Below are 19,573 nucleotides of genomic sequence, written 5' to 3'. Positions count from 1 at the left end.
CGCCCGTCAACTCGACAAGCTTTACGTGACGGGGCTATAGCTCAGCTGGGAGAGCGCTTGCATGGCATGCAAGAGGTCAGCGGTTCGATCCCGCTTAGCTCCACCAAATTTAATCCCAATGAATTTGGTACGTAAATGCATCGTGGGGCTATAGCTCAGCTGGGAGAGCGCTTGCATGGCATGCAAGAGGTCAGCGGTTCGATCCCGCTTAGCTCCACCAAAATTGAAACCCTCGCTGAAAAGCGAGGGTTTTTTGCATTTGATTCCTGCCTGCGTTTCTCGTTTATTTGCTTATATTGCTGGATAACAGACATAAAAAAACCGGGGAGAATCTCCCCGGTTTGGTAACGGCTGTATTGATGTCGTCTTACAGCACCAGTGCTGCAATGGAAGCAGACAGTACGCTGACCAGCGTAGAACCGTATACCAGTTTCAGACCAAAGCGGGAAACCACGTTACCTTGCTCTTCGTTCAGGCCTTTAATTGCGCCTGCAATGATACCGATAGAAGAGAAGTTCGCGAAGGAAACCAGGAACACAGAGATAATGCCTTCAGCGCGCGGAGAGAGCGTAGAGGCGATTTTCTGTAGGTCCATCATTGCGACGAATTCGTTGGAAACCAGTTTGGTTGCCATGATACTGCCCACCTGCAGCGCTTCGCTGGACGGCACACCCATCACCCACGCAATCGGGTAGAAGATGTAACCCAGGATGCCCTGGAAGGAGATGCTGTAGCCAAACCAACCGGTCACGGTAGCGAACAGGGCGTTCAGGGCAGCGATCAGCGCGATGAAACCAATCAGCATTGCTGCAACGATAATCGCAACTTTAAAGCCTGCCAGAATGTATTCGCCCAACATCTCGAAGAAGCTCTGACCTTCGTGCAGATTGGACATCTGAATATTTTCTTCGCTGGCATCAACGGTATAAGGGTTGATCAGTGACAGAACGATAAAGGTGCTGAACATGTTCAGAACCAGCGCAGCAACAACGTATTTTGGTTCCAGCATGGTCATGTACGCGCCGACGATAGACATGGAAACGGTAGACATCGCCGTTGCTGCCATGGTGTACATGCGGTTGCGAGACATTTTACCGAGGATATCTTTATAGGCGATAAAGTTCTCGGATTGACCCAGGATCAGGGAGCTGACGGCGTTGAAGGATTCCAGCTTGCCCATACCGTTCACTTTGGATAACAGGAAACCAATCGCGCGGATGATAACCGGCAGAACACGGATATGCTGCAAAATACCGATCAGGGCGGAGATAAAGACGATAGGGCACAGCACTTTCAGGAAGAAGAATGCCAGGCCTTTATCGTTCATGCTGCCGAAGACAAAGTTAGTCCCTTCATTAGCGAATCCGAGCAGTTTCTCAAACATCTCGGAGAAGCCTCTTACAAAGCCCAGGCCGACATCAGAGTTCAGGAAGAACCATGCCAGTAACACTTCGATAACAAGCAATTGAATAACATAACGAATGCGGATTTTTTTACGGTCACTGCTTACCAGCAGTGCGAGTACCGCAACCACGGCAAGGGCCAGGACAAAGTGAAGAACGCGGTCCATATTTGCTCCAAATTTGAGGCAGATTTAGTTTTCGTGCACATTCTATGTAACAACAGTAAAGAAAACGAGATCAAACACACACTATAATAAGGACCTGTGACGAGATTCAAAATTAGTGATCGATGATACACTTCTGTTATGTTTAGTATGGAAGTGAAAAGTTATGTCACTGTGCTAATCTCATAACAATAATCAAACATCTTACCGGCATTTCTAAATTTCTTACCGTTCCATAGACAAACGCTATCAGAGAAATCAACTTCACCCATTAAAATGAATTTGATAATCATTCTCAATAGGCGTAGCTTGAAACATAGCAAAGGCTATGTTTCTGAGGCACTAAAATGACTAACGATCGCGTTGAGAGTAGCAGTGGGCGGGCAGCGCGCAAGTTGAAGTTCGCATTAATGGGACCTGCGTTCATCGCGGCGATCGGCTATATCGATCCAGGTAACTTTGCTACCAATATCCAGGCAGGGGCTAGCTTTGGCTACAAACTGTTGTGGGTTGTGGTCTGGGCAAACCTGATGGCGATGCTGATTCAGGTGCTATCGGCCAAGCTTGGCATTGCCACCGGCAAAAATCTGGCGGAACAGATCCGTGATCATTATCCTCGTCCAGTGGTTTGGTTTTACTGGGTACAGGCCGAAATTATTGCGATGGCGACCGATCTTGCAGAATTTATTGGCGCTGCGATTGGCTTTAAACTCATCCTTGGCGTTTCGCTGCTGCAGGGGGCTGTGCTCACGGGTATTGCGACATTTTTAATTCTGATGCTGCAGCGCCGCGGGCAGAAACCCCTGGAAAAAGTGATCGGCGGTTTGTTGTTGTTCGTGGCTGCGGCATATATTGTCGAGCTGATCTTTTCCCAACCGAACCTTGCGCAGCTGAGCAAAGGGATGGTTATACCGAGCCTGCCTAATTCTGAAGCGGTGTTCCTGGCGGCCGGTGTGCTTGGCGCCACCATCATGCCGCACGTCATTTATCTGCACTCCTCCTTAACCCAGCATTTGCACGGTGGTACGCGCCTGCAGCGTTACGCAGCGACGAAATGGGATGTGGCTATCGCCATGACGATTGCCGGATTTGTCAATCTGGCGATGATGGCGACTGCAGCAGCCGCGTTTCACTTTAGCGGGCATACTGGTATCGCAGACCTGGACCAGGCCTATCTGACGCTTGAACCGCTGTTAAGTCATGCTGCGGCAACCGTGTTTGGTTTAAGTCTGGTGGCGGCAGGGCTTTCCTCTACCGTGGTTGGCACGCTGGCGGGGCAGGTGGTTATGCAAGGGTTTATCCGCTTTCATATCCCGCTCTGGGTGCGCCGTAGCGTCACCATGATGCCGTCATTTATTGTGATTTTAATGGGGCTTGATCCCACCCGGATACTGGTGATGAGTCAGGTATTACTCAGTTTTGGTATCGCTCTGGCGCTGGTACCGCTACTGATTTTTACCAGCAATAGCCAACTGATGGGGGATTTAGTTAATAGCCGTTGGGTGAAACAGGTTGGCTGGGTGATTGTGGTGCTGGTCGTGGCACTGAATATCTGGTTGCTGGTCGGGACCGCGCTCGGATTGTAGCAGGGCTTTCATCCGCTGTGGTTACCCGGTCAAGCCGGGTAACCCTCATGATTATTTTTTATTTAAGTGGCTACGGTAGGTATCAAGTACCACTGCAACGATTATCACGGCTCCTGTTATAAAACGTTTTGTCGGTTCGCTTGCGCCAACTTGCGCCAGTCCCGCAGCCAGAACGGAAATGATCAACGCGCCAAGAAACGTACAGATAATAGAGCCACGTCCTCCCATCAGGCTTGTGCCACCAATCACAACTGCGGCAATCACCTGTAGTTCCATGCCAACGCCGCTATTGGGGTCGGCGGCTTCAAGGCGGGCAACCTGAAACAGCGAGGCCAGACCGGATAATCCCCCCATCAAGGCAAAGACTGCAATCTTATAGGGACCTGGATTTATACCTGATAATCGAACGGCTTCTTCATTGGTGCCAATACCGATCAAATGGCGACCAAATACGGTTCGCGTCAGCACCAGATGCCCGGCAACAATGACAACGATCGCGATAATAAAAGAAGGGGAGACGCCAAAGAGAATGGGGTCGGCTAAATAATCATAAATAGAACCGAGATACGCGGTCCGCGAGTCAGTTAACTGATACGCTGCTCCGCGGGCCATTTCCAGAACACCCAGTGAGACGATAAACGCCGGAATACGCCAGGCAACGGTAATCAGACCCGTTAGTGCCCCAACGAATGTGGCGAGTGCTACACCTGAAAGCGCGGCCAGCCAGGGCGTCCAATGAAAATTTAAATAGGTGACGCTGACGACTGCAGCAGCAAGCGCCAGCAACGATCCAACGGAAAGGTCGATGCCGGCAATGATTAAGATAAATGTCATCCCCACCGACATGACGATTAAATCGGGGATCTGATTTGCAATAGTGCTGAAAGTGTTCATGCTCCAGAAATGAGAACTGAGGCATGAAAATAGGACGATCATTGCGGCTAACGCCCCGAGCAACCCGATATAGCTACTTAGGCCTTTCCATGACGTCGGTGTATTTCTTTTCTCTGCTGCCGCTTGTTTTGTCGCAAAATTGTTTTTCATTTTTTATCCCCGGCTACTCGCTGACAGTCTCTTCTGAATGCTGATAGGCCGAAAATGCAGCCGCTAAAATGCGATCCTGGCTCCAGTTATCACGTGTAAATGTGTTCACTAACTTGCCATCGGAAATGACCGCAATACGATCGCAAACCAGCATCAGTTCGCGTAGGTCACTGGAAACGACAACAACGCCTTTTCCCTTAGCTGTTAACGTATTCAGCAATTGATAAATATCTTGCTTGGCACCCACATCAATACCGCGAGTCGGCTCATCAAATAAGACGACTTCACAGTCTCGTTCCAGCCACCGGCTAATGAGAACTTTCTGCTGATTACCACCTGACAGGCTTTCCACGGCCTGTGAAGTGTTCGTTGTACGAACGCCTAAACTTTTAATGTGTTTATTCGCTAATGTCGTTTCACTCAATGTGTTAACGACCGACAAATGGCTAATTTTGTCGCTGTTTCCCAACGAGATATTTGCGGCAACCGACTGTGGTAACAGAAGCCCTTCACCTTTACGATCCTCCGTGACTAATGCAATACCATGTCGGATAGCCTGTGCAGGCGAACGGATCACCACCGGTTTAAGTGGCGTACCAATCAGTAATGTGCCACTGTCTATTTTGTCTGCGCCAAAAATAGCGCGTAGCAGCTCTGTCCTGCCAGAGCCGACAAGGCCACTAATGCCGAGCACTTCGCCACTGTGCAAGGTAAACGACGTGTCCCGAATGATTTTTCCACGCTTAAAATTTTCCACTTTCAGAATGGGTTGACCTGCCTGGCGTCCACTTAAATCAAATGAACTTTCTAAATCGCGGCCGACCATCAACGAAACAAGTTGATCGCGGGTATAGCGTTTAATATCGTCCACGCAAACCAAATGACCATCACGTAGCACCGCGATGTCATCAGCAATCATCGCAAGCTCATCCAGTCGGTGAGAAATATAAATTATTGAAACGCCCCGGGCTTTGAAGAGCGCTATTTGTTTAAACAGCAGTTCGACCTCACGGCTACTGAGCATGGCTGTCGGTTCATCCAGAATCAGTACCCGGCTTTCACCAATCAGGTTTCTGGCGATTTCGATCATCTGTTGGTGACCAATACCCAATTCGCCCACCAGCGTAGTTGGATCGACCGATTGCAGCCCAACCATTGCCATCACCGGACGGGCCATTTCTGCTAGCTTTTTTCGATCGATCCAGCCGAATCGATGCGGAAGTTGTTCGAGAAATAAGTTTTCTGCAACCGACAACGTAGGCAGTAAATTGAGTTCTTGCATAACCATGCGAATACCCAGCTTTTCCGCCTCTTTTCGGTTCGCAGGTGCGTAAGGCTGCCCCTGATAAACCATTTTTCCGGTCGTTGCGTTGGTTAACCCGCCAATAATTTTTGATAACGTACTTTTCCCGGCACCGTTTTCTCCCGTCAGGGCCAGTACTTTTCCTGGATATAATGCTAGCGTTACATCCACCAGAACAGGTTCACTGTAGGTTTTACCTACCCCCTGTATTGAGAGGATTTCTTGCCCACTTTTCATATTCTGGCCTTATCCGGTAAGCCGCTCTGATACTCAATTGATGGCAGTACCACAGCGGCGCACTGTTTTCCGCTTATTGTTTGACGATCAGTTTTATTGGTGTTTCTACGTTGCTAGAGAGTTCACTCTGTTTTTTGCCATTTTTTAAGGCATCAAGGGCGGCATCAATACCAAATACAGCTTGTTGAGAGGCAAATTGGTCCGCAGTTGCTAAAACACGACCGTCATTTAACATTGGCTTAATCGCTTCGATATTGTCATAGCCGACAACCAGAACCTGTCCTTTTTTCCCGGCAGAGCGGATGGCAGAAACGGCACCTAATGCCATATTATCGTTATCGGCTAACAGTGCTTTGATATCAGGATACTCACTTAACATTGCCGCCGCGACCGCATTGGCGTTGTTAATTTCCCATTGGCCAGATTGCACAGAAACGACTTTCATGCCGCCCTGCGCCATCGCATTTTGGAAGCCCAGAGTACGTTGCTGAGAGTTGCTGGAGGTAGGGATGCCTTCAATAATACCAACCTGATCGCCGGCCTTAAGATGCTTCGCTAAATAATCGCCAATTTCTTTTGCACCTTTTTGGTTATCCGGGCCAACAAAAGGAATATTCAGGTTTTTATCTTTAAGCACACTGTCATCAAATTTGTTATCAATGTTGATGACAATAATACCTGCATCAATTGCTTTCTTAATGACCGGTACAAGGGCTTTCGAGTCTGATGGCGCAATGATAATCGCGTCGGCTTTCGAGACAATCATTTGTTCAACGATCTGGATTTGATTTGCCGTATCCGTTTCGTTTTTGATGCCGTTAGAAATCAAATCAAACTTGTCGGCATTTTTTTTCTGATACTCTTTTGCTCCGGTTTCCATGGTCAGGAAAAACTCATTTGCCAGTGACTTCATCACCAGCGCGACTTTAGGTTTATGCGTCTGAGTATCGGCGGCAAAAGCGGGGACGGTGAAAGTGGCGGAAAGCGCTAAACCGACTGTGGCACCGATAACACGATAAAACATTTTATTTTTCATGAAATTATCCTATAGGTGTAGGGGCTGAATGATGCTCTAAACAGCTACTGCATACGATGATAAACGAGTGAATTGTTGGGCATATTTGATGCACCTTTACGTTCAACTTTCAACGAGGCAAACGCAGAAGCGTACTGCGCTGCATTGATGAGTCCTTTACCGTTTGCAATGCATGCAGCCAGTGCCCCGGTAAAGGCATCGCCTGCTCCACTGGTATCGACGACGGCTGATTTATAGGCAGGAATATGAGTGAAAACTGTGCCATCAAAGATCAGACAACCGTCGCTACCTAACGTGATAATGACGCATTTTGCGCCTTGCACATAAATGCTCCTGGCGGCATTTTTGGCCGAATAGATATCAACAATGTTGATACCAGATAACGCTTCAGCTTCAATTTTGTTCGGCGTAATAATGTCAATTAAATGCAATATTTCTTTGATCTCTGAAACATAAGGTGCCGGATTCAGGACAACCAGCGATTTTCCGAGTTTTGCCTGCATGATAGCGAAACGCGTGATCGGAAAATTATTCTCCAGCTGAGTTAAAAAAACTTTGCAATTACGAATGGTATCAATATCCAATAGAATATCTTCCTGGGTAAATGTTTCATTGGCCCCAAGATCGATACTTATCATATTGTCACCTGTGGCACCTGAAACCCATACCATTGCAATGCCCGTGGATGACATTTCATTTTCAAAAAAAGAAAAAGAAGAAATTCCAGTATTGGTTAAATATCTTTTGGCTTTTTTTGAAAACTCATCGGCTCCTAACTTAACGGTAAGATGAACATTATTATTGATTTTAGCTGCGGCAACTGCCTGGTTTGTGCCTTTGCCTCCGGCATAAAAACGGGTTGCAGACGCTCGGATAGTCTGGCCAATCTGAGGAAATGTCGTCGTTTCAGAAACAATATCTATATTAAATGAACCAAGTATGTAAATGCTATCATCAATATAGCTGTTTTGCTTGGCATGAGCAGGAACCGATGTAATTTCTTTGTGGCTTTTGAACCCATTCAATATGGTGTTGGTGAAAGACTGCTCAAATAATGATTCATCAGGTGCGCTTTTTATTTGTGCACCGCCATGAAATAACGAGAAAAGACTATTCTGACTTAATTCATTTAAGTCATTACGGATCGTGCGAGTTGTGACAGATAATTCCTTTGCTAATTCGCTAACATAAACCTTCTTATCGGTTACTAACTTAACCCGAATGGCCTTTTGTCTTTCTTGTTTTTTCATTAGCGCTCACCCCAGGTTTTATAATATTAAATTAATGTTAATATTTATCGCGCAAAGTTCAAAAAAAACACGATAAATCGGAATTTTTTTTTCCGATTTTGCGAATTTGTGAAATGAACAGGAAATTTACGGGAAAACAGAGGGGAGCGGATTTGACTGCTCGTCATCTGGCGATTGGCGAAGCGTGATGCAAAAAGGGCCTGGGTATAGACACAGGCCTTGGGTAACTCGATGATTTTTGTGAGCAGTACTCCCCGCATGATGGGGATTTGTTACATTAATGGCGGTGCCCGTGGCCATGTCCACGCCCGCGATGGTCATCGCGATCGTTCCAGCCTTCACGATAGCCACGCTCATAAGCTTTGCGCTTATCCCAGCCGCGATGATAGCCGTTGTCATGACGCCACCAACGATTTTTACGCCATTCATAATTATGGTGCCAGTAATCCCGGTCACGCCAGCGCCCACCGTCCCAGTAGTTGCCGTAGTTATCGCGATCGCCAATTTGTAATTTAATCGACGGCAGCAGGGTGATTTCGCCAGCGTTTGCGGCCAGCGGTGCAAAAGCCAATAACACTGCCGCCAGAATCAGTGACCTGAACATTCTTTCTCTCCTTCACGATCGAGCCGTAGCCGGCCTGTTAACGCAATATTACGGGGCAGTAAAGCCCCGTTTCATCGCCTTAACTCTTAAATCGTCAGAGAGCGCACTTTTTGTTAATAAATGTGTCTTTATTTCCATCAACCCAGGATGGCGTCGATCTCCGCACACTCTTCGGGAGATAAATGACGGTTTGCCAGCATGCCAACGGCATCTTCAATTTGCGCAGGTTTGCTGGCACCAATCAGTACTGACGTCACCTTATCATCGCGGAGAACCCAGGCTAACGCCATTTGGGACAGTTTTTGTCCCCGGCGCTCGGCCAGCGCATTAAGAGCACGGACTTTTTCCAGTTTTTGTGGGGTGATTTGGTCTGGGTTGAGAAAACGACTGGCGCTCGCTGCCCGGGAATCCGCCGGAATACCGTTCAGATAGCGGTCAGTTAATTGCCCGCCAGCCAGCGGGGAAAAGGCGATACTGCCCACACCTTTCCCCTGTAAGAGTGATAGCAGTCCCCTCTCTACCTCGCGCTCAAACATGGAATATTTCGGCTGGTGGATGAGACATGGCGTCCCTAAATCATCGAGTATTTCGATCGCCTGTCTGGCGAGATCAGTCGGATAGTTAGAGAGTCCTACGTACAACGCTTTCCCCTGACGCACAATATGATCCAGCGCGTTCATGGTTTCTCTGAGCGGAGTTTGGGGATCAGGGCGGTGATGATAGAAGATATCAACATACTCCAGTCCCATACGTTTCAGGCTTTGATCGAGGCTGGCAATCAGGTACTTGCGCGATCCCCAATCACCGTAGGGACCTTCCCACATGGTATAGCCCGCTTTGGTCGAGATTATCAGTTCATCCCGGTACGATAAAAAATCTTCCTGCAGGATGCGGCCGAAGTTTCGTTCAGCAGAACCCGGCGGCGGGCCGTAATTATTCGCCAGATCAAAATGGCTGATCCCCAGATCGAAGGCGCGCTGTAATAAGGTCCGGCTGTTTTCGACCTGAGTGGTATCACCAAAATTGTGCCACAAACCCAGAGAGACAATCGGCAGTTTGAGCCCGCTCTGACCGCAGCGGCGGTATTCCATTGTGTGATAGCGATTTTCGTTAGCCTGATAAACCATGTCGCCTCCTTCCAGAACATATGTGTCTTTCAGTGTATACGGTTACACAATCGATTCTTCAAGGAAATTTAAATCGCCAAAACTGTACATCCTGCTTTCCACCTCCTTCGCAGCGACATTCCTGGACAGTCATCGCAGTTCTTCGATACTCAACATGAGGTTACCGTCAGAAGGATAGCTGTCATGCAAACCCCGTATTCCGTTGCTGATTATCTGCTGGACAGGCTGGCAGGCTGTGGCATTGACCATCTGTTTGGTGTGCCGGGCGATTACAATTTACAGTTTCTTGACCACGTCATTGAGCACTCAAGCGTGCGTTGGGTCGGGTGTGCGAATGAATTGAATGCGGCGTATGCCGCGGATGGCTATGCCCGGGTAGTCGGAGCGGGAGCGCTGCTTACCACTTTTGGTGTGGGCGAGTTAAGCGCAATTAATGGTATTGCAGGAAGTTACGCGGAATACGTTCCTGTCCTGCATATTGTCGGGGCCCCATGTCGCAGCGCTCAGCGTCGTGGCGAGTTAATGCATCACACTCTCGGCGACGGTGACTTTCAGCATTTCTACCGTATGCAACAGTCAGTGACGGTCGCCAGTGCAGTGCTGGATGAACAAAATGCCTGCTATGAAATTGACCGCGTGTTGCAAGCGATGTTAACCGAAAGACGACCGGGTTACCTGATGCTACCTGCTGATGTTGCGAAACAACCTGCTACACCACCGAGTGACATACTCATTGTTCCCTTGAGCGAGCCGGAAAGTAGTGTAGCTGCTGCGTTTCGCTATCATGCACGTGAACAGTTGCTGGACAGTTCACGCGTGTCGCTATTAGCCGATTTTCTCGCGCTACGATTTGGCTTGCAGCCCGTTTTACAACGCTGGATGACGGAAACGCCGATGGCTCATGCCACGCTGTTGATGGGCAAAGGATTGTTTGATGAGCGGCATCCTGCGTTTGTGGGCACATACAGTGCGGGGGCCAGCAGTGATTATGTGCGTAAGGCGATAGAAGATGCTGATACGATTATTTGCGTCGGTACCCGGTTTGTTGACACGCTGACCGCCGGGTTTACGCAAAACATACCTCCCGAGCGCACTATTGAGGTTCAACCCCATGCGTCGCGGGTTGGGGGAAGCTGGTTTAACATCCCGATGGAACAGGCGGTTACTACGCTACGGGAACTGTGCCTGGAAATGTCGTTTTCGCTTCCGCCTGAACGTCCTTGTGCCGGGCGTCTGCAGGTTGAGAAAGGCCCTCTGACGCAGGAAAATTTCTGGCATACGGTGCAACAATATCTGGCCCCCGACGACATTATCCTTGTCGATCAGGGGACCGCAGCATTTGGCGCAGCTGCGCTGTCACTTCCTGCCGGGGCGGAGGTTCTGGTCCAGCCGCTATGGGGGTCAATCGGTTACGCTTTGCCTGCTGCATTTGGGGCGCAAACAGCCTTCCCGCACCGTAGGGTGATCCTGATTATTGGCGATGGTGCGGCACAGCTCACCATTCAGGAATTGGGAACCATGCTTAGAGACGGGCAAACTCCTGTTATTTTACTGCTCAATAATGACGGTTATACCGTGGAACGTGCCATTCATGGTGCGAACCAGCGATACAATGATATAGCCGGATGGAGCTGGACGCTGGTGCCACAGGCGCTAAGTCGTGAATGTCAGGCGGAATGCTGGCGCGTGAAGCAGGCTGTCCAACTGGAAGAGGTTCTGGCTCGTCTGGCAAAACCGCAACGCCTCTCGTTGATAGAAGTGGTGTTGCCGAAGGCTGACCTTCCAGAACTCTTGCGCACGGTGACCCGTGCGCTGGAATCCCGCAACGGGGGATAGCTACTTATCGGGATGGTCAGCAATCATCATTGGTTTTCCGGCTAAGAGCAGCCAGGCCGGAAGCATAACGATGCACAACAGCGGTAGTAGGGTGGTGTCCGGCACCACCACTGCCGCCATAAACAGGCTCAGCCATGCATCACGAGTGACGACCAGTACCAATCCCAGAATGGCGCAGGAGACCGTAATCGCGGCAGGAACGGCTTCGACATGGGCGTGCAGCATCAGCCCCAGCGCGACGCCAACGAATACCGCAGGGAAAATCCGCCCACCGCGAAAACCACTCGCTGCAGCCACAACCAGTGCAGCCAGCTTTATCACCGCCAGCATGAAATAGTCCGAGGCTCCCAGTGTCTGGCTAAATGCCATTTGCTGCATCTCATCCAGGCCCTTAAACAGGGTTAGTGGTCCTCCGATAACACCCAGAATACCGAGGATAAAGCCTCCAACGCCGAGGATCAGCACCGGGTGTTTCAGGCGATGTATCAGATGGTGCAAACGAGGCAGGCACCACACGGCCACCATCCCCGCCGCGATAGCAATGGCAGCAACGACCGCGCCGCTGAAGATATCGACCAGATGCATCTGCGTATAGTGCGCGATAGGCAATGAAAAGTGGGGATGAAAGAACAGGCTGGTGGTGAGTGAACCTGCCGCGGCGGCCATTAACGGTGCGAACAGACGATCCCATAGGGGGACATCGTTGGAGCTGTTCAGCGTTTGCGAAAAGACCAGCGCAGCGGCAACCGGGGTACCAAATAGCGCCCCGATGGTGCCAGCAGAGGCGAGGATGGTCCAGTCCAGCTTTGCAATTCGCGGAAACATGCGGCTACCAATCGCCACTGCCAGCGCAATGTTAACGGTCATGATGGGGTGCTCTGGACCCAAACTGACGCCACCCGCGAGGCCAATTATCAGGGCGGCCAGCAGTCCGGGCAATGCAGACGTCGAAACGGGCATACCAATTAAGGGTTCGCAGGCTGGGTCAGGGCCAGCATGACCATGACTGTAGCGGATGATGAGCCCGACCATCACCCCGGTAAGCGTCAGCATAGTAATAATCCAGAATGGAGAATCCTGGGCAATACCGATGCTTATGGGCAGACGTTCCCACAAAAATTGCTGTAAAACGGAAGCCACTTTCATCACAGCAATCAGCACCAGGCTGGACGCTACACCAATCAGCAACGCAGGCGTTGATAGCAAGAGCATCGTTCTGGCTCGCGGATGGAGCATTTTCTATTCCTTAATGCAGAGTCATAGACGTAGTTTGCACAGCCTGCCCAACGGCATCGCTGCAAAAGGTGCTGAAACGATAAAGTAATTCTGTGACCTGGATCGATATTCCACGGGCATCAGCCTTCAGGGCGTTGTTGTTATGCCCCCATGAATTTACAGTGTGACAAAGATGTATTCTGACTTTAGCGGAGCCGTGGAAGAATGACAAAATATGCTTTAGTGGGTGATGTTGGCGGCACCAATGCGCGTCTTGCTCTGTGCGATATTGCCAGTGGCGAGATTTCGCAGGCGAAAACCTATTCCGGGCTGGATTACCCAAGCCTTGAAGCCGTTGTGCGCGTGTACCTGGATGAGCATAGCGTTAGCGTCAAAGATGGCTGTATCGCTATTGCCTGCCCAATAACCGGCGACTGGGTGGCCATGACCAACCATACCTGGGCATTTTCTATTACCGAGATGAAAAAGAATCTGGGCTTTAGCCATCTGGAAATCATCAATGATTTCACAGCCGTATCAATGGCAATCCCAATGCTGAAAAAAGAGCATTTGATCCAGTTTGGCGGCGCTGAGCCTGTCGAGGGCAAACCTATTGCGGTCTATGGCGCAGGCACCGGTCTCGGCGTGGCGCATCTGGTTCATGTGGATAAACGCTGGGTGAGCCTGCCAGGCGAGGGGGGGCATGTAGATTTTGCGCCGAACAGCGAGGAAGAAGCGATTATCCTGGAAGTGCTGCGGGCTGAGATTGGTCACGTTTCTGCGGAGCGCGTGCTTTCTGGTCCTGGGCTGGTAAATCTGTATCGTGCGATTGTGAAATCCGACGGACGTTTGCCGGAAAATCTGCAACCGAAAGACATTACGGAACGCGCCCTGGCCGATTCCTGTATTGACTGTCGCCGTGCACTGTCGCTGTTTTGCGTCATCATGGGCCGGTTTGGCGGCGATCTGGCATTAACGCTGGGGACGTTTGGCGGGGTGTACATTGCCGGAGGCATAGTGCCGCGCTTCCTGGAATTCTTTAAAGCGTCGGGTTTTCGCGGTGGTTTTGAGGATAAAGGGCGCTTTAAAGCCTATGTGCAGGATATCCCGGTATATCTGATTGTGCATGATAATCCAGGTCTGCTTGGTTCCGGCGCGCACTTACGCCAGACGCTGGGGCACATTCTGTAAGACTCGTGCCGGAAGGTTGCTCTTAGTTAATTCAGTTTAGCCTGTAGCATGCTCTGTACGCGAAGTGGTCGCGAGTTAATGGTTTAGTTAGCTCGCGACCTGTTATTGTCAGTGAGATGTCGTGCTTGTTGCGTTTTGTATCGGCAGTTTCCCGGCTCTCAGTAGCACCATCTCTTGCTTGCACAGCAGTACGACAGCCTGACGTGCCTTCATTCGACGGGAGGTGAGGGCTTTTTTCACCGTACGGCGATCCGCACCCATTTCCAGCATCTGAAAACATAACTGGGATAGCACATGTCTGTATTTCATTGAAAATTCACTTTATTACGTTTTATAGCACCGGCAGTAGATCGCCATTTTACAACGATCCGCACGATCATGACTAATCGCACTATAAATGCATTAATTGCCTGAATTCTTTTACTTTGCTCCGGCTAACCGGGATTTCAAATTCCAGATCTTTTAATCGCAAAATATAGGTGTTGTTAAACCACGGTTCGATCTCGCGGATTTTGTTCAGGTTTACGCAGAATGAGCGGTGGCAGCGGAAAAAATGTGAAGCAGGCAGTTTGCTGCAAAATTCGGTGATGTTCATCGGCATGACATACGATTCGCGTCGCGTGTAGACGAAGGTCATCTTTTCATGGGCTTCAGCGTAGTAAATATCGTTGATTGGCGTAACGATGATCCGCTCGTCTTTGATCAGGTTGATCGTATCGTTTTCACGCATCACCGGGCTGGTAAGGGGGGTTCCTGTTTGCTGTTGCTGCCAGGCTGCCTCCAGTTTTTGCAACATGCCGACAATCCGTGATTCCTGGTACGGTTTCAGAATGTAGTCAAACGCTTCCAGTTCAAAGGCTTCAACAGCGTGTTCTTTCCAGGCAGTAATAAACACAATAAAGGGTTTATGCGCGAACTGACTGATGTTTTGCGCCAGCAGCACACCATCCAGTGACGGAATATTAATATCCAGAAAAATAGCGTCAACGCGGTTGTGCTGCAGGTATTTAAGCACATCCAGACCGTCGTCAAATGTGCCGACAATCTCCATCTGGCTGTGCTCTTTTATCAGCCAGCTAAGTTCCTGTTGGGCCAGGAATTCATCTTCAACAATGATGACTTTCACAACTTAACTCCTGGTTAAAGCAATAATGTGGCCGGGGCTGCTGCAGGTGAGTGCTGGTTTGGCACGTAAAAAGCAATCTCTGTGCCAGGCTCAAGACGGCGGATATGTAGCCCTTCGCCGTACAGGAGTTTAACGCGGTGATGCACATTCAACAGGCCAATTTTATTGCCCGGCATTTCATTGGACTCAACGCGTTCAATGACTTTTGGATCGATACCATGACCGGTATCTCTGACGGCAATGCGCACCCGATTACCACATTCCGCCACGCTGATAGTGACCACACCTTTCCCTTTGCAGGGTTGGATCCCATGAACGATGGCATTTTCAACCAATGGCTGAATCAGCAGGCTGGGAATAAAACAGCTGACCTCTTCATCAATATCATAAATAACCGTCAACTTATCGCCAAAACGGGCCTGCTCAATGGCAATGTAATCCTTAATTTGATACAGCTCTTTCTTGATGTCGATCTGCTCATCATCTTTTAATTCAATATTATAGCGAAGATAGCGAGATAAATTAAAAATGAGCTGGCGTGCAGTGTCCGGATTAAGCCGCACTGACGATGAGATCGCGTTTAACGCATTAAACAGGAAATGGGGATTTATTTTACTTTGTAGTGCCCGCAACTCTGCCTTATTTGCCATTTCACGTAGCTGCTCGGCACGGGAAACCTCAAGCTGAGTTGAGATAATTTGTGACAGGCCGATAGCCATTTCTTGTAATGAGGAGGTGATCTGGTGGGCATGGCAGTAGTAGATTTTCAGCGTACCGGTGACCACACCTTTTTCCCACAACGGTATTACCAGCATGGAGTGTATTTCCGGCGTGCGATGTGCTTCATCATTGTTCTTGATGATGATTTTTCCGTAATTTATCGCCTGCTGGGTGGTAGGGCTAACGAAATCATCGTTATCGCGGTAGTTCAGTTCGCCCACGCCGACATAGGCCAGAACGTGCTGGGTATTGGTGATCGCGACGGCATCTGCATGAATATCATGGCGAATAATCTCGCACACCTGGCGTAGCGACTCGCTGTTGACCTGACGAAAAAGCGGCAGGGTTTTGTTAGCGATATCCAGCGCCAGTTTAGCCTGTTTTGCCGCACTGGCTTCTTTCTCTCCTTCCACGCTTTGTACCAGCATGACGATAAAGCCGATACAGACGCTGCCAAGGATCATTGGGATACCGATTTTCGAGACAATATCCAGCCCCAGTTCGGTAGTGGGGGCCCAGGCGACCACCAGAATCATGGTCAATGACTCGCAAAGCATCCCGCCTAAAATACCGGCGCGCCAGTGTTGCGCCTTAGGGATTTTTCGGTTGATCCAACCCGCAATACAGCCAGCAAGGATACTGGTAATAAAACAGGGAAGGGCGGTAACACCTCCAATATCAATCAGATAACGGTGTGTACCCGCGATGAGTCCGGTAATGATACCGACCCATGGGCCGAACAGAATTCCTCCTGACATCACGGCAATAATACGCACGTTCACCAGTGAGCCTTCTACCGGTACACCAGACCAGGTGCTGAACAGTGCAAACATGGAGAAAATGGCAGTAACGGCGAGCAGCTCTTTCACCGAGTGGGCTGACTTGTGCAACAGTTCGCGGAACAGGCGGATACGAATCAGGAAAAACAGACAGAACAGCATCAGCGCTGCCCGATCAAAGACCGCCAGCAGCATATTGAATATTTCGTGCACAGGTGACTCTTGCGAAGGGGTTAAACCTCTATGATAGGTAACCTGAGGCAGGATGACCAGCATCCCTGTCAGCATGGACTAATGAGGAAAAACCACAATATTAAAAGGGGATTGTTGCATGATTGTTGTATTTACAATATCTCGCCAGAGAAGGTGGACCTCAACGTAATGTATTTAACAACAAAATGTTAATAATTGGTGATTTCATAAGGGTTGGATATTCATGAATTTCCCGTTTTAGAAATGTTGTTCCTCTTTTATGCCGATAAAAAATATTTTGCTGTACCTCTCGACAGAAGGAAATTAATCAGGCTATTTTCTAAACGTGCCACCATCGTGGCAGCGTCGCTCGGACGGTCCGGGCGCTAACGTACATCTGAGGATATTATGGCTGATTCCCGCCCTGAACGTCGTTTTACGCGTATTGATCGTCTTCCCCCTTACGTTTTTAACATTACCGCTGAACTGAAGATGGCTGCGCGTCGGCGCGGCGAAGATATTATCGATTTCAGCATGGGGAACCCGGATGGGGCCACGCCTCCTCATATTGTCGAAAAACTGTGTACCGTGGCGCAGCGCCCGGATACCCACGGTTATTCAACATCGCGCGGTATTCCTCGTTTACGTCGGGCGATTTCTCGCTGGTATCAGGAACGCTATGACGTCGAGATCGATCCTGAATCCGAAGCGATTGTAACAATTGGCTCCAAAGAGGGGCTGGCTCACCTGATGTTGGCTACATTGGATCACGGCGACACGGTTCTGGTGCCTAATCCCAGTTACCCCATCCATATTTATGGTGCCGTTATCGCCGGAGCACAGGTGCGTTCCGTGCCGCTGGTGGAAGGGGTCGACTTCTTTAATGAACTGGAGCGCGCGATTCGCGAAAGCTACCCGAAACCGAAGATGATGATCTTAGGCTTCCCGTCCAACCCGACGGCGCAGTGTGTCGAACTGGAGTTTTTCGAAAAGGTCGTCGCACTGGCTAAACGCTACGACGTGCTGGTGGTTCATGACCTGGCCTATGCCGATATTGTCTACGATGGCTGGAAAGCGCCATCGATTATGCAGGTTCCGGGTGCCCGTGATGTTGCCGTTGAATTTTTCACCTTGTCGAAAAGCTATAACATGGCGGGGTGGCGCATTGGCTTTATGGTTGGCAATAAAACTCTGGTAAACGCACTGGCGCGCATTAAGAGCTATCACGATTACGGAACGTTTACACCGCTGCAGGTAGCCGCTATTGCCGCGCTGGAAGGCGATCAGCAGTGCGTACGGGATATCGCTGAGCAATATAAGCGTCGTCGCGATGTGCTGGTCAAGGGGCTGCATGAAGCGGGCTGGATGGTTGAAATGCCAAAAGCGTCGATGTACGTGTGGGCGAAAATTCCAGAGCAATACGCCGCAATGGGGTCGCTTGAATTTGCCAAAAAATTGCTGAATGAGGCGAAGGTTTGTGTTTCGCCGGGGATTGGCTTTGGGGACTATGGTGATACACACGTGCGCTTTGCGCTCATTGAAAACCGTGACCGTACCCGCCAGGCAATTCGCGGCATCAAAGCAATGTTTCGCGCGGATGGTTTGCTGCCTGCCAGTGCGAAATCGACCACGGAAAGTACCGACTGATAACACGATTCCTCCAACGCAAACAGGAGCCAAATGGCTCCTGTTTTTTTGCTGCGTCTTTTTATTTAGATCATCAGGGCGAAAGTACCGGCCCAAACGATGACCATAAAAGAAATGCCCATAAAGAAATATTTCACTTTTCATCTCTCCGCGTACCTGGGGTACGTCTCAATGAACATATGCTTACCTGACAGAGAGCTGATGCGAGCATAAACGAAAGGGAGAATACCCCGCGCTTACTTGGCTGCATCACCTCAGAATTCTGAGCTTTAATGCTCCAGACGGCGCTAATGTACGCCTAAAAATGAGGTGAAACAAGAGGCATTTTTTTATTTAATTTTAGTAACTTACAAGTGTCGTGATTCGGCGACAGTTTAATTTCTGACGGTAATAAATTGCTATTGAGCGACGTGACTGTTACTCAGAGAATTCTCATATCACCTTGAGGTTAATACGGTTAATTTTTTCGCGGAATTTGATAATGAAAAGGTTAAAAATGACCAGATTAATGATGTTAGCACTTGTTCTTGCGCCATTGACGTCAATGGCGGCTGCACCGCAAGCGTTCAATTTCAGCTGCGCAAGTATTGGTGGTGTGAATAGTGATGGTAAAGGCAATGTATGGATTAATGGCGCAAAAGCGACCATTAAAAGCTTCAATGAAAATTACTGGGAGGCGAAGAGCGGTAAAAATACCGTCTCAATTTCCAGAAAAGATGACGGAAACCCGGAAGTATCCTGGGCTGGCCCAAACCGCAAGCATGGGATTTGTCAGCCTGAGGATAATGTTGATTATTCTCCAGCGAAAAAATCGGCCAACGCCGGTCCGTCTTACTCTTGCTCTGCGGTTCAAAAGGGAAGTGCGGAAGATATTATTTGCCAGAGCCCGTCGCTTTCTGCAATGGACATGAAATTGAACGGGATTTTTAAACAGGCACTGGCTAAATCGAAGAATGACCCGATGCTTAAAGCGGAACAGCGCGGGTGGATCAAAGGACGCAATGAGTGCTGGAAGGAGAAGGATGATGAGCCAGCCTGCATTGCCCGAAGCTATAATGAGCGAATGACTGAACTCCAGAACAAGTGGGGCGTTAAGTAATTCAGCCGTAGAAA

18 protein-coding genes and 2 tRNA genes are annotated in these 19,573 nt (G+C 49.4%); 8 read left to right on the top strand and 12 right to left on the bottom strand.

Features of this window, described 5'->3' with window-relative positions:
* The first annotated feature begins 30 nt into the window (after nt 1-30).
* Nucleotides 31-106: transfer RNA gene (locus tag AL515_RS17100), tRNA-Ala, on the top strand.
* A gap of 38 nt (nt 107-144) precedes the next feature.
* A tRNA-Ala gene (locus AL515_RS17095) sits at nt 145-220 on the top strand.
* A 147-nt stretch (nt 221-367) separates the two neighbouring features.
* Here AL515_RS17095 and nupC read toward each other — a convergent pair.
* Nucleotides 368-1,570 (bottom strand): nucleoside permease NupC, encoded by a 1,203-nt coding sequence (gene nupC / locus AL515_RS17090; protein ID WP_048210997.1) that lies wholly within the window; start codon nt 1,568-1,570, stop codon nt 368-370.
* A 273-nt stretch (nt 1,571-1,843) separates the two neighbouring features.
* Between nupC and AL515_RS24150 the strand changes: the two genes are divergently transcribed.
* Both AL515_RS24150 and AL515_RS17085 read left to right on the top strand, forming a co-directional pair.
* Nucleotides 1,844-1,918, top strand: a complete 75-nt coding sequence (locus AL515_RS24150; RefSeq protein ID WP_418219455.1) for a hypothetical protein — start codon at nt 1,844-1,846, stop codon at nt 1,916-1,918.
* Entirely contained in the window at nt 1,915-3,153 is a 1,239-nt protein-coding gene (locus tag AL515_RS17085) for an Nramp family divalent metal transporter (protein WP_061068252.1), read from the top strand. The genes AL515_RS24150 and AL515_RS17085 overlap by 4 nt, the downstream gene beginning before the upstream one ends.
* 51 nt (nt 3,154-3,204) lie before the next feature.
* Here AL515_RS17085 and AL515_RS17080 read toward each other — a convergent pair whose 3' ends face one another.
* From AL515_RS17080 to mgrA, 6 genes are all read right to left on the bottom strand, one after another.
* Entirely contained in the window at nt 3,205-4,197 is a 993-nt protein-coding gene (locus AL515_RS17080; RefSeq protein ID WP_061068251.1) for an ABC transporter permease, read from the bottom strand.
* Between the two features lie 13 nt (nt 4,198-4,210).
* Complete coding sequence (locus AL515_RS17075; protein ID WP_061068250.1) at nt 4,211-5,737, bottom strand: sugar ABC transporter ATP-binding protein; 1,527 nt, start codon at nt 5,735-5,737, stop codon at nt 4,211-4,213.
* Nucleotides 5,738-5,810: 73 nt separating this feature from the next.
* A complete protein-coding gene (locus AL515_RS17070; protein ID WP_048211001.1) occupies nt 5,811-6,773 on the bottom strand; it encodes a sugar ABC transporter substrate-binding protein in 963 nt (320 codons plus the stop codon).
* Between the two features lie 44 nt (nt 6,774-6,817).
* On the bottom strand, nt 6,818-8,023 hold the full coding sequence (locus AL515_RS17065; protein WP_061068249.1) for a PfkB family carbohydrate kinase: 1,206 nt from the start codon (nt 8,021-8,023) through the stop codon (nt 6,818-6,820).
* Between the two features lie 277 nt (nt 8,024-8,300).
* A complete protein-coding gene (gene ypeC / locus AL515_RS17060; RefSeq protein ID WP_048211003.1) occupies nt 8,301-8,627 on the bottom strand; it encodes a DUF2502 domain-containing protein YpeC in 327 nt (108 codons plus the stop codon).
* 137 nt (nt 8,628-8,764) lie between these two features.
* Nucleotides 8,765-9,754 (bottom strand): L-glyceraldehyde 3-phosphate reductase, encoded by a 990-nt coding sequence (gene mgrA / locus AL515_RS17055; protein ID WP_061068248.1) that lies wholly within the window; start codon nt 9,752-9,754, stop codon nt 8,765-8,767.
* 183 nt (nt 9,755-9,937) lie between these two features.
* On the opposite strand from mgrA, the gene AL515_RS17050 reads away from it, so the two are divergent.
* Nucleotides 9,938-11,590, top strand: coding sequence for an alpha-keto acid decarboxylase family protein (locus AL515_RS17050; protein WP_061068247.1), 1,653 nt, complete (start codon nt 9,938-9,940; stop codon nt 11,588-11,590).
* Here the strand turns inward: AL515_RS17050 and AL515_RS17045 are convergent, their stop codons facing one another.
* On the bottom strand, nt 11,591-12,826 hold the full coding sequence (locus tag AL515_RS17045; RefSeq protein ID WP_061068246.1) for an ion channel protein: 1,236 nt from the start codon (nt 12,824-12,826) through the stop codon (nt 11,591-11,593).
* 204 nt (nt 12,827-13,030) lie between these two features.
* Between AL515_RS17045 and glk the strand changes: the two genes are divergently transcribed.
* Complete coding sequence (gene glk / locus AL515_RS17040) at nt 13,031-13,996, top strand: glucokinase (protein ID WP_061068245.1); 966 nt, start codon at nt 13,031-13,033, stop codon at nt 13,994-13,996.
* 108 nt (nt 13,997-14,104) lie between these two features.
* Here glk and AL515_RS17035 read toward each other — a convergent pair whose 3' ends face one another.
* The 3 genes from AL515_RS17035 to AL515_RS17025 form a co-directional block, all read right to left on the bottom strand.
* On the bottom strand, nt 14,105-14,305 hold the full coding sequence (locus AL515_RS17035; RefSeq protein ID WP_071887368.1) for a hypothetical protein: 201 nt from the start codon (nt 14,303-14,305) through the stop codon (nt 14,105-14,107).
* 82 nt (nt 14,306-14,387) lie between these two features.
* Entirely contained in the window at nt 14,388-15,122 is a 735-nt protein-coding gene (gene ypdB, locus AL515_RS17030) for a two-component system response regulator YpdB (RefSeq protein WP_048211008.1), read from the bottom strand.
* Nucleotides 15,123-15,136: 14 nt separating this feature from the next.
* Complete coding sequence (locus tag AL515_RS17025; protein WP_086523807.1) at nt 15,137-16,834, bottom strand: sensor histidine kinase; 1,698 nt, start codon at nt 16,832-16,834, stop codon at nt 15,137-15,139.
* A gap of 387 nt (nt 16,835-17,221) precedes the next feature.
* On the opposite strand from AL515_RS17025, the gene alaC reads away from it, so the two are divergent.
* Nucleotides 17,222-18,460, top strand: a complete 1,239-nt coding sequence (gene alaC / locus AL515_RS17020; RefSeq protein WP_061068244.1) for an alanine transaminase — start codon at nt 17,222-17,224, stop codon at nt 18,458-18,460.
* A gap of 65 nt (nt 18,461-18,525) precedes the next feature.
* On the opposite strand, the gene ypdK is transcribed toward alaC, so the two are convergent.
* On the bottom strand, nt 18,526-18,597 hold the full coding sequence (gene ypdK / locus AL515_RS17015; protein ID WP_010723117.1) for a membrane protein YpdK: 72 nt from the start codon (nt 18,595-18,597) through the stop codon (nt 18,526-18,528).
* Nucleotides 18,598-18,941: 344 nt separating this feature from the next.
* Between ypdK and AL515_RS17010 the strand changes: the two genes are divergently transcribed.
* Nucleotides 18,942-19,559 carry a lysozyme inhibitor LprI family protein gene (locus AL515_RS17010; protein ID WP_061068243.1) on the top strand — a complete coding sequence of 206 codons (618 nt, stop codon included), beginning with the start codon at nt 18,942-18,944 and terminating at the stop codon, nt 19,557-19,559.
* The last annotated feature ends 14 nt before the right edge of the window (nt 19,560-19,573 follow it).

The sequence above is a fragment of the Citrobacter sp. FDAARGOS_156 genome (genome assembly GCF_001559235.2).
GTDB lineage: Bacteria > Pseudomonadota > Gammaproteobacteria > Enterobacterales > Enterobacteriaceae > Citrobacter > Citrobacter youngae.
This window is presented reverse-complemented; position numbering and strand designations above follow the sequence as displayed.

What these genes read in the sequence shown, in the direction of transcription:
- AL515_RS17070 (WP_048211001.1), bottom strand. Translation starts at nt 6,773, where the DNA reads ATGAAAAATAAAATGTTTTATCGTGTTATCGGTGCCACAGTCGGTTTA.
- AL515_RS17050 (WP_061068247.1), top strand. Translation starts at nt 9,938, where the DNA reads ATGCAAACCCCGTATTCCGTTGCTGATTATCTGCTGGACAGGCTGGCA.
- AL515_RS17075 (WP_061068250.1), bottom strand. Translation starts at nt 5,737, where the DNA reads ATGAAAAGTGGGCAAGAAATCCTCTCAATACAGGGGGTAGGTAAAACC.
- AL515_RS17085 (WP_061068252.1), top strand. Translation starts at nt 1,915, where the DNA reads ATGACTAACGATCGCGTTGAGAGTAGCAGTGGGCGGGCAGCGCGCAAG.
- AL515_RS17035 (WP_071887368.1), bottom strand. Translation starts at nt 14,305, where the DNA reads ATGAAATACAGACATGTGCTATCCCAGTTATGTTTTCAGATGCTGGAA.
- nupC (WP_048210997.1), bottom strand. Translation starts at nt 1,570, where the DNA reads ATGGACCGCGTTCTTCACTTTGTCCTGGCCCTTGCCGTGGTTGCGGTA.
- AL515_RS17010 (WP_061068243.1), top strand. Translation starts at nt 18,942, where the DNA reads ATGAAAAGGTTAAAAATGACCAGATTAATGATGTTAGCACTTGTTCTT.
- glk (WP_061068245.1), top strand. Translation starts at nt 13,031, where the DNA reads ATGACAAAATATGCTTTAGTGGGTGATGTTGGCGGCACCAATGCGCGT.
- ypeC (WP_048211003.1), bottom strand. Translation starts at nt 8,627, where the DNA reads ATGTTCAGGTCACTGATTCTGGCGGCAGTGTTATTGGCTTTTGCACCG.
- alaC (WP_061068244.1), top strand. Translation starts at nt 17,222, where the DNA reads ATGGCTGATTCCCGCCCTGAACGTCGTTTTACGCGTATTGATCGTCTT.
- AL515_RS17045 (WP_061068246.1), bottom strand. Translation starts at nt 12,826, where the DNA reads ATGCTCCATCCGCGAGCCAGAACGATGCTCTTGCTATCAACGCCTGCG.
- AL515_RS17080 (WP_061068251.1), bottom strand. Translation starts at nt 4,197, where the DNA reads ATGAAAAACAATTTTGCGACAAAACAAGCGGCAGCAGAGAAAAGAAAT.
- AL515_RS17065 (WP_061068249.1), bottom strand. Translation starts at nt 8,023, where the DNA reads ATGAAAAAACAAGAAAGACAAAAGGCCATTCGGGTTAAGTTAGTAACC.
- mgrA (WP_061068248.1), bottom strand. Translation starts at nt 9,754, where the DNA reads ATGGTTTATCAGGCTAACGAAAATCGCTATCACACAATGGAATACCGC.